This window comes from Kitasatospora putterlickiae (genome assembly GCF_039527695.1).
Taxonomy (GTDB): domain Bacteria; phylum Actinomycetota; class Actinomycetes; order Streptomycetales; family Streptomycetaceae; genus Kitasatospora; species Kitasatospora putterlickiae.
In genome coordinates, this window is the sequence record NZ_BAAAKJ010000227.1 from 12,140 (window position 1) to 19,327 (window position 7,188).

Sequence of the window (7,188 nt, forward strand, 5' to 3'; positions counted from 1 at the left end):
CAGGGCAGGGACCGGACCTACCAGTGCTCAGACCGACAGGCCGAACCTCAGCGGGTCGATGCCGGCGGCACTCAACTCCTCGACGGTGAAGAGCAACGGCCGAACGTCCGGGCGCTTGCTGTCACCCAGGGCAAAGACACCTGGCGCGCCCGGCACCGCGCCGAGAGTCACGCACGTCTCCGCGTCGTCACCCGCTCCCTGGTTGCCACCGCACGCACGGTTGAACTCGACGCGCGACAGGTCGAGTTCGTAGAGGCTGCACTCACTCATTGCCCACACCTTCCTGGTGAATTCGATGCAAGAATTCCCCCGCACCCAAAAGGTAGGCCTCTTCGGCAGCCAGATCCACGACTATTCACGAGGTTGCATAATCCCGCTAGACGCTGCGCCGAAAATCATCCGACCATCGTTCGATCTGCTCCCGCGCGCCACCACCAAAGAGTGCATAACCCTCCATGGTCGCGAACGCTTCCACGTGCATGGCCACGTCTCTTTGATCTCGAATCACCAGAACCCCGCTGGTCGTCTCAATCGTGACCAGGGACGTGTCGTAAACCGTGAACGTGTCCATGGGAGCGACCGGCATGATGCCTCGCAACGGGATGACACCGATCCGGACATTGGGCAGCCTCGAAACGGAGACGATGCGGTCCAACTGCATCGCCATGGCCGGCGGCGAAATCAGCGGCCATCTGAGCGCCATCTCCGATAGCAGGAAGGTGAACCGCTTCCGGGTGTCGTAGAGGACCTCCTGGCGGCTCGACTTCCGGGCGATCAGCCCGCTCTGGTCCCCGTCAAGGTGGGCCAGGCTCGCCCTGATGTACTCGGGAGTCGACAGCAGGCCCGTGATCATCGAGAGCAGGAAGTACCTGAACTCGACCGTACTGGCCTCCAATCCGGCAAGTTCCTGTTGCTTGTACTGGAGACCTCTCCGCCGGAGCGATCGCAGATCCTGCCACTCGGTGTGCGCCAGGCGGACGAGTTCCGCCACCCTGGCCAGAACATCCGGAGGAGCGTCCAGTGCCCGGAGTATCTGCTCGACATCGACCGGGTTCGCCGGAGTCTTCCCGTTCTCGATCCGGGAGATCTTGGACTGCGACATGTTGCAGCGCATGGCGAGCCGGGCTCCCGAGAGCCCGGCTCGCTTGCGTAGCCCTTTCAATGTCGCAGCCAGTTCCTGTTTCGATCGACCCAGCTGCTCCGGGTGAAGCGTCACGACCCGATGTACTCCAGGAACGGCACGGATTCCGATACGGCGATTCGCTGAAACTCGATAAAGGGCGCAGGGTCACCGCCGAAGAGTTCGCGACTGATCTGGGTACCATCCTCGCGGTAGTTCATCAGGACGACCTTGGATCTGTCGAACATCCAGAAGTCCTGAACATTCGCCAGCGGATTCGCCTTGTCGGTCACATCGAGGATCCGAATATCCTCACCCGCGAGAACATGGTGCCGGTAGTAATACTCGAACTCGAACCGAAGGTAGTCCGAGAGCGGTCGCGTGACGACATGAACACGCCCGACCGTCTTCCCCTCGACAGACCACTGCTGAAGCTCGGCCATCCACCCGGACTCGTAGTCGTCCGGGGACCGTTCCCCGGCCAGGAAGCGCGCAAGCTTCTCCGCCTCCTGCGGCATGGTGTAGACGGGCAGCGTCTCAAGCCGCCACGCCTCCGACCGCATGGAGTCGAAGCACTGCTCCCAGGCATCACCAGCCAAGAGCACGGAACGCCTCCCTCAACACGCTCTCGGGGATCTCCACCAGCCCCTCGCCCACGGGCGGAGTGAAGGCCTCGGACAGCTCGCCCTGAATCACGAACGCGCCGGTCTCCGCCCGGTAGACGTTGGGGCAGTCCTACTCGCCACATTCACCACTGCCACTACCAGTAAGCCGAGTGAGCGCCACACGTCCAGACACGTCAAACCTCCTCGGACCGAGCCTCGTTGACCAGCCAACAGCCAAGTTAGCGACGCCGGGCGCAGGCCGTCCACGCATAACCGCGACTATGCGCGTCATCGACTAACGATCACGCCGCACGCCCCTCGGTCGGACCGTTTCCCCCTCTGGCGCAGGAAGTCGGCCTGGCCGACTTCCTGCGCCGGACGAGGTCCGTTTCAGCCCTGGTAGGGGACCCAGACCCGGGTTGTGGTGTCGTAGTGGGCCGCGGTCCCGGGGCGGATGGCGGTGAGGGGGAACCACTCGTCGTCGGCGTCGCGGTCGTCGAAGGGGCCGGGCGCCCAGGTCACCAGGACGCGGTCGTCGTCGACGTCCGCGATCCAGCCGAGGAACTCCCGCCCGTCGCGGCAGGTGAAGCCCACCTTGGCGACGTCCTCCCAGCGGCGCGCGAAATAGCCGCGCAGCGCCCGATCCTCCGGCGTCAGGCCAGTGTTCACAGAAAGGCCCCTTTACGCGTCCAGCTCCGCCAGGAAGTCCAGGGCCACGACCCAGGCCCGCTCCGCGGCCTCGGGGTCGTAGTCCGGCAGGTCGGGGTCGGTGAAGAGGTGACCGGCGCCGCGGTAGCGGTGGATCTCGACGTCGGCGCCGGCCTTGCGCATGTTGAGGTACCAGGCGTTCAGCCAGTCCTCGGGCTCGAACGGGTCGGGCTCGGCGACGTGGAGCTGGACGGGGATGGAGGTGGCCGCGTCCTCGCGGATGTCGGAGGTGCCGTGCAGGAGGAGCAGGCCGCGGGCGTTCTCGTCGGCGAGGGCGAGGTTCTGGGCGAGCGAGCCGCCGAGGGAGAGGCCAGCGTAGACGAGGGTGGTGCCGGAGGCCAGCAGGGGGGCGGCCGCGCCCACCGCGCGGCGCAGCAGTTCGTCGCTGCCGACCTCCTCCTTGTACGCCATGCCCTCCTCGACGTCGTCGAAGGTCCGGCCCTCGAAGAGGTCCGGGGTGTGCACGGTGTGCCCGGCGGCGCGCAGCCGGTCGGCGGCGGTGTGGACGGCGGGTCGCAGGCCGTACACGGAGTGCAGGAGCAGGATCTGGGCCACGGGGGAGGACTTCCTTGCAGCGGACGGGGACTCCCCCATCATCGCGCATGGCCGCCAGGTGGCCGCGTCCACCCGGCGCGGTGGCGGGACGTCACGCCGGGGTTAATCGGCGACGAACAGTCAGTTCATCCTATGGAACACCTCATTACCCGCCGGTAGCCTGTCCGCCGTGACTGACCTTGTCAATGACATGACCGCCGCCCGCCCCCGCCGCCGCCAGGTGCTCAAGGCCACCGCCGTCGTGGCGGGCGCCGCCGCCCTGCCGCTGACCCTCGGCGCCTCGGCCCAGGCCGCCGCCGCCCCGCAGTTCCTGCACGGCGTCGCCTCCGGCGACCCGCTGCCCGACGGCATCCTGCTCTGGACCCGCGTCACCCCGGCCCCCGAGGCCGTCCCCGGCTCCGGCCTGGGCGCCGACACCGAGGTCCGCTGGGAGCTCGCCACCGACAAGGGGTTCGCCCGGATCGCGGCGAGCGGCACCGTGACCACCTCCGCCGCCACCGACCACACCCTCAAGGCGGACGTCCGCGGCCTCACCCCGGACACCGCCTACTGGTACCGCTTCACCGCCGGCGCCACGACCTCCCCGGTCGGCCGCACCCACACCACCCCGGCCGCGGACGCGGCGCTCGACCGGCTGCGCTTCGGCGTGGCGTCCTGCGCCAACTGGGAGGCCGGCTACTTCTCCGCCTACCGCCACCTCGCGGCCCGCGGCGACCTCGACGCCTTCCTCTTCCTCGGCGACTACATCTACGAGTACCGGACCGGCGAGTTCTGCGCCGCCGGCTCGGTGGTCCGCCCGCACGCGCCCGCCCACGAGATCCTCACCCTCGCCGACTACCGCACCCGCCACGGCCGGTACAAGACCGACGAGGACCTCCAGGCCCTGCACGCCCAGGTCCCGACCATCGCGATCTGGGACGACCACGAGTTCGCCAACGACGCCTGGTCCGGTGGCGCCGAGAACCACACCCCGGGCGCCGAGGGCGACTGGGCGGCCCGGGTCGCCGCCGGCAAGCAGGCCTACTTCGAGTGGATGCCGGTCCGCCCCTCCATCGCCGGCACCACCTACCGCCGGCTGCGCTACGGCAAGCTGGCCGACCTGCACCTGATGGACCAGCGCTCGTTCCGCTCCCAGCAGGTCAAGGTCGGCAACGGCGAGGTCGACGCGGCCGACCGCACCATCACCGGCCGCGCCCAGATGGACTGGCTGAAGTCCGGCCTCTCCGCCTCCGACACCACCTGGCGCCTGATCGGCAACGAGGTGATGATCTCCCCGGTCGCGCTCTTCTCGCTGCCGGACCACCTGCTGCGCCCGCTGGCCAAGCTGCTCGGCCTGCCCGGCGAGGGCCTGGCGGTCAACACCGACCAGTGGGACGGCTACACCCACGACCGCCGCGAGCTACTCGGCCACCTCAAGGCGAACGGCATCACCAACACCGTCTTCCTCACCGGTGACATCCACTCGGCCTGGGCCTCGGACGTCCCGCACGAGGCCGCCACCTACCCGCTGTCGGGCAGCGCCGCCACCGAGTTCGTGGTGACCTCGGTGACCTCGGACAACATCGACGACTTCCTCAAGGTCGCCCCGCAGACCCTCTCGCTGGTCGCCGCCGCCGCGATCAAGGGCGCCAACCCGCACGTCAAGTGGGTGGACCTGGACTCGCACGGCTACGGCGTCCTGGAGGTCACCCCCGCCCAGACGCAGATGGACTACTACGTCCTCTCCGACCGGACCCGCAAGGACGCCACCAGCAAGTGGACGCGCTCCTACCGCACCAGGTCCGGCACCCAGCGGATCGAGCGGGTCTACGCCCCCGTCAAGTAGCCACCACCGCACCCGGCCCCGCCTTCCGGCCGCCCCCGGAGGGCGGGGCCCCATCCCCCGTGGCACCCGGACGGCCCCGCGCTCCTTCGTCCGGGCGACCACCCGACCACACTCAGCGCAATCGATCCGTCACGTAGCGAGCTAGTCGCACATAGTGACGATATGACCAGAGAATCCTGCGGCCCCCCGTGGCTCCGTGCCCGAACAGCCCGCCTCGTCACCACCATCGCCACCCTGGGAGTCCTCGGCACGGGCCTCGCCGGCTCCGTCGCCCAGGCGGCCGCGCCCCCGCCCCACCACCCGGCCGCCCCGGCGCCGGAGCGGGGGATCCGGGCGACCGGCACCGTCCTGCTGGACGAGGCGTTCACCGGCGCCACCGCCGACCCGCGCTTCCTCGCGGTCGGCTCCGCCTGCCTCACCGGCGCGGCGTCCGCGACCCCGGGTCCGGGCAACCACCCGCTCGGCGGCTGCCCGGCCGCCGAGGTCGGACCGGTACCGCCGCCGAACAGCGCGCCACTCGGCTACCTCCGGCTCACCGACGCCTCCAACGACCAGAGCGGCGCCGTCCTCTTCGACCAGGCGCTGCCCGCCGGCAACGGCCTGGACGTCACCTTCGACCAGTGGCAGTACGGCAGCACCACGCCCAACACCCCGGCCGACGGCATCTCCTTCTTCCTGGTCAACGGCGACACCTCGCTCGACCACCCCGGCGCCTTCGGCGGCAGCCTCGGATACGCCCAGAAGCTGCCCGACGACGACCCGAGCCTCACCTTCCTGCCCGGCGTCGACCGCGGCTACCTCGGCGTCGGCCTCGACGTCCTCGGCAACTACTTCGGCGACTGGGAGCAGCGCGGCAACGGCTGCGCCCAGCGCTCGCCGGCCGGCACCGGATTCCGCGTGCCCGCTCCCGGCGCCAACATGGTCACCGTCCGCGGCCCCGGCGACGGCACCACCGGCTACTGCTTCCTGACGGCGACGACCAGCAACTTCACCACCACCGGCCCCTGGCCCTCCACCCTGCCGGGCACCCTCCAGGGCCCGCTCACCTCGCTGCCGCCCGGGGTGACGCCGGACCAGGCCCAGACCCTGCTGGAGCCGTCCCGCCGCCGGGTGAACGTGCACCTGACCCAGGCCCCCGCCCCGGTGCTGACGGTGGGCGTCGACTTCAACGACGGCACCGGCATGCACCAGGTGCTGTCCACCCCGGCCCCCGAACCGGTGCCCGCCACCTACAAGTTCGGCTTCGCCGGATCGACCGGCCTGTTCACCGACGTCCACCTGATCCGCAACGTGACCGTCACCACGGACCAGCCGCTGCCCGCCCTGAACCTGGTCAAGCAGGTCCGCCGGCCGCTGCCCGGACTGATCACGGTCGGCACGTCGCTCGACTACGACTTCGTGGTCACAAACTCCGGCAACGTCGCCATCGACAACCTGGGCGTCACCGACCCCAAGGTCGGCCCGGTCAGCTGCCCCGTGCTCACCCTGAACCCGGGCGAGACCGTCACCTGCACGGCCACCTACCAGGTGACCGCCGCCGACGCCCAGGCCGGCCAGGTGGCGAACACCGCCATCGCCACCGGCACCGCCGACGGCGCCCCGGTCGAGTCCCCGCCCGCCTCGGAGAACGTGCCGGTGGTGGCACCGCCGGGCATCACCCTGACCAAGCACGTCGACGCCCCGGGACCGTTCGCGGTCGGCGCCGTCGTGCCGTACAGCTACGTGGTCACCAACACCGGCGGCACCCAACTGGACGCCGTCGGCGTGACGGACGACAAGGTCACCGGCGTCACCTGCGACGCCGCCACGCTGGCCCCCGCCGGCAGCCCGGGTGACAGCACGGTCTGCCACGGCGACTACACCGTCACCGCGGCCGACGGCGTGTTCGGCTCGGTCACCAACCACGCCCACGCCACCGCGACGTCGGGCGGTCTCCCCGTGATCTCCCCGGAGGCCGAGGCGACGATCGAGATCGTCGGGACGTTCGGGCTCGACCTGCGCAAGCAGGCCGACACCGCGGGCCCGGTGCACGTCGGTGACGTCGTCCACTACACCTACACCGTCACCAACACCGGCGGGACGGCCGTGCACGGCCTCACCGTGCGGGACGACCACGCCACCGGCATCACCTGCGACCCCACCGCCCTCAACCCGGGCGAGGTCGCCGCCTGTCAGGCGGGCTACACCGTGACGGCCGCCGACGTCGAACTCGGCCACCTGACCAACACCGCGCTGGCGGACGCGCTCGGCCCGCAGGGCCAGCCCGTGGAGAGTCCGCCGGCGCGGGTCGAGCTCCCGGTCGCGCCCGTCGCCGCCACGCTCACCCTCACCAAGACCGCCGACACGGCGGGCCCGGTGCACGCCGGTGACACCGT

At 70.2% G+C, this 7,188-nt stretch carries 7 protein-coding genes and 1 pseudogene; 2 read left to right on the forward strand and 6 right to left on the reverse strand.

The window, feature by feature from the left end:
* Positions 1 to 27: 27 nt before the first annotated feature.
* The 6 genes and pseudogenes from ABD308_RS22965 to ABD308_RS22990 form a co-directional block, all read right to left on the reverse strand.
* On the reverse strand, positions 28 to 270 hold the full coding sequence (locus ABD308_RS22965) for a DUF397 domain-containing protein (protein ID WP_344338109.1): 243 nt from the start codon (positions 268 to 270) through the stop codon (positions 28 to 30).
* Positions 271 to 376: 106 nt separating this feature from the next.
* A complete protein-coding gene (locus ABD308_RS22970; RefSeq protein ID WP_344338110.1) occupies positions 377 to 1,216 on the reverse strand; it encodes a helix-turn-helix domain-containing protein in 840 nt (279 codons plus the stop codon).
* Positions 1,213 to 1,725 (reverse strand): DUF6879 family protein, encoded by a 513-nt coding sequence (locus ABD308_RS22975; RefSeq protein ID WP_344338112.1) that lies wholly within the window; start codon positions 1,723 to 1,725, stop codon positions 1,213 to 1,215. The genes ABD308_RS22970 and ABD308_RS22975 overlap by 4 nt, the downstream gene beginning before the upstream one ends.
* Positions 1,709 to 1,918 (reverse strand): annotated as a pseudogene (locus ABD308_RS22980) (hypothetical protein). Before ABD308_RS22980 ends, ABD308_RS22975 begins: the two are co-directional and overlap by 17 nt.
* A 197-nt stretch (positions 1,919 to 2,115) precedes the next feature.
* The gene (locus ABD308_RS22985; protein WP_344338114.1) at positions 2,116 to 2,394 is read right to left on the reverse strand and encodes a hypothetical protein; all 279 of its coding nucleotides are present in this window, start codon (positions 2,392 to 2,394) and stop codon (positions 2,116 to 2,118) included.
* A gap of 12 nt (positions 2,395 to 2,406) precedes the next feature.
* Entirely contained in the window at positions 2,407 to 3,027 is a 621-nt protein-coding gene (locus ABD308_RS22990) for a dienelactone hydrolase family protein (protein ID WP_344338116.1), read from the reverse strand.
* Positions 3,028 to 3,178: 151 nt separating this feature from the next.
* Between ABD308_RS22990 and ABD308_RS22995 the strand changes: the two genes are divergently transcribed.
* Together ABD308_RS22995 and ABD308_RS23000 are read left to right on the forward strand one after the other, a co-directional pair.
* Complete coding sequence (locus tag ABD308_RS22995; protein ID WP_344338122.1) at positions 3,179 to 4,813, forward strand: alkaline phosphatase D family protein; 1,635 nt, start codon at positions 3,179 to 3,181, stop codon at positions 4,811 to 4,813.
* A 162-nt stretch (positions 4,814 to 4,975) separates the two neighbouring features.
* A partial coding sequence (locus tag ABD308_RS23000; protein ID WP_344338118.1) for a DUF7507 domain-containing protein occupies positions 4,976 to 7,188 on the forward strand: 2,213 nt, incomplete at its 3' end.

Bases quoted from the DNA above. Each gene is read 5' to 3' on its own strand.
- ABD308_RS22965 (WP_344338109.1), bottom strand. From the start codon at position 270: ATGAGTGAGTGCAGCCTCTACGAACTCGACCTGTCGCGCGTCGAGTTC.
- ABD308_RS22990 (WP_344338116.1), bottom strand. From the start codon at position 3,027: ATGGGGGAGTCCCCGTCCGCTGCAAGGAAGTCCTCCCCCGTGGCCCAG.
- ABD308_RS22995 (WP_344338122.1), top strand. From the start codon at position 3,179: ATGACCGCCGCCCGCCCCCGCCGCCGCCAGGTGCTCAAGGCCACCGCC.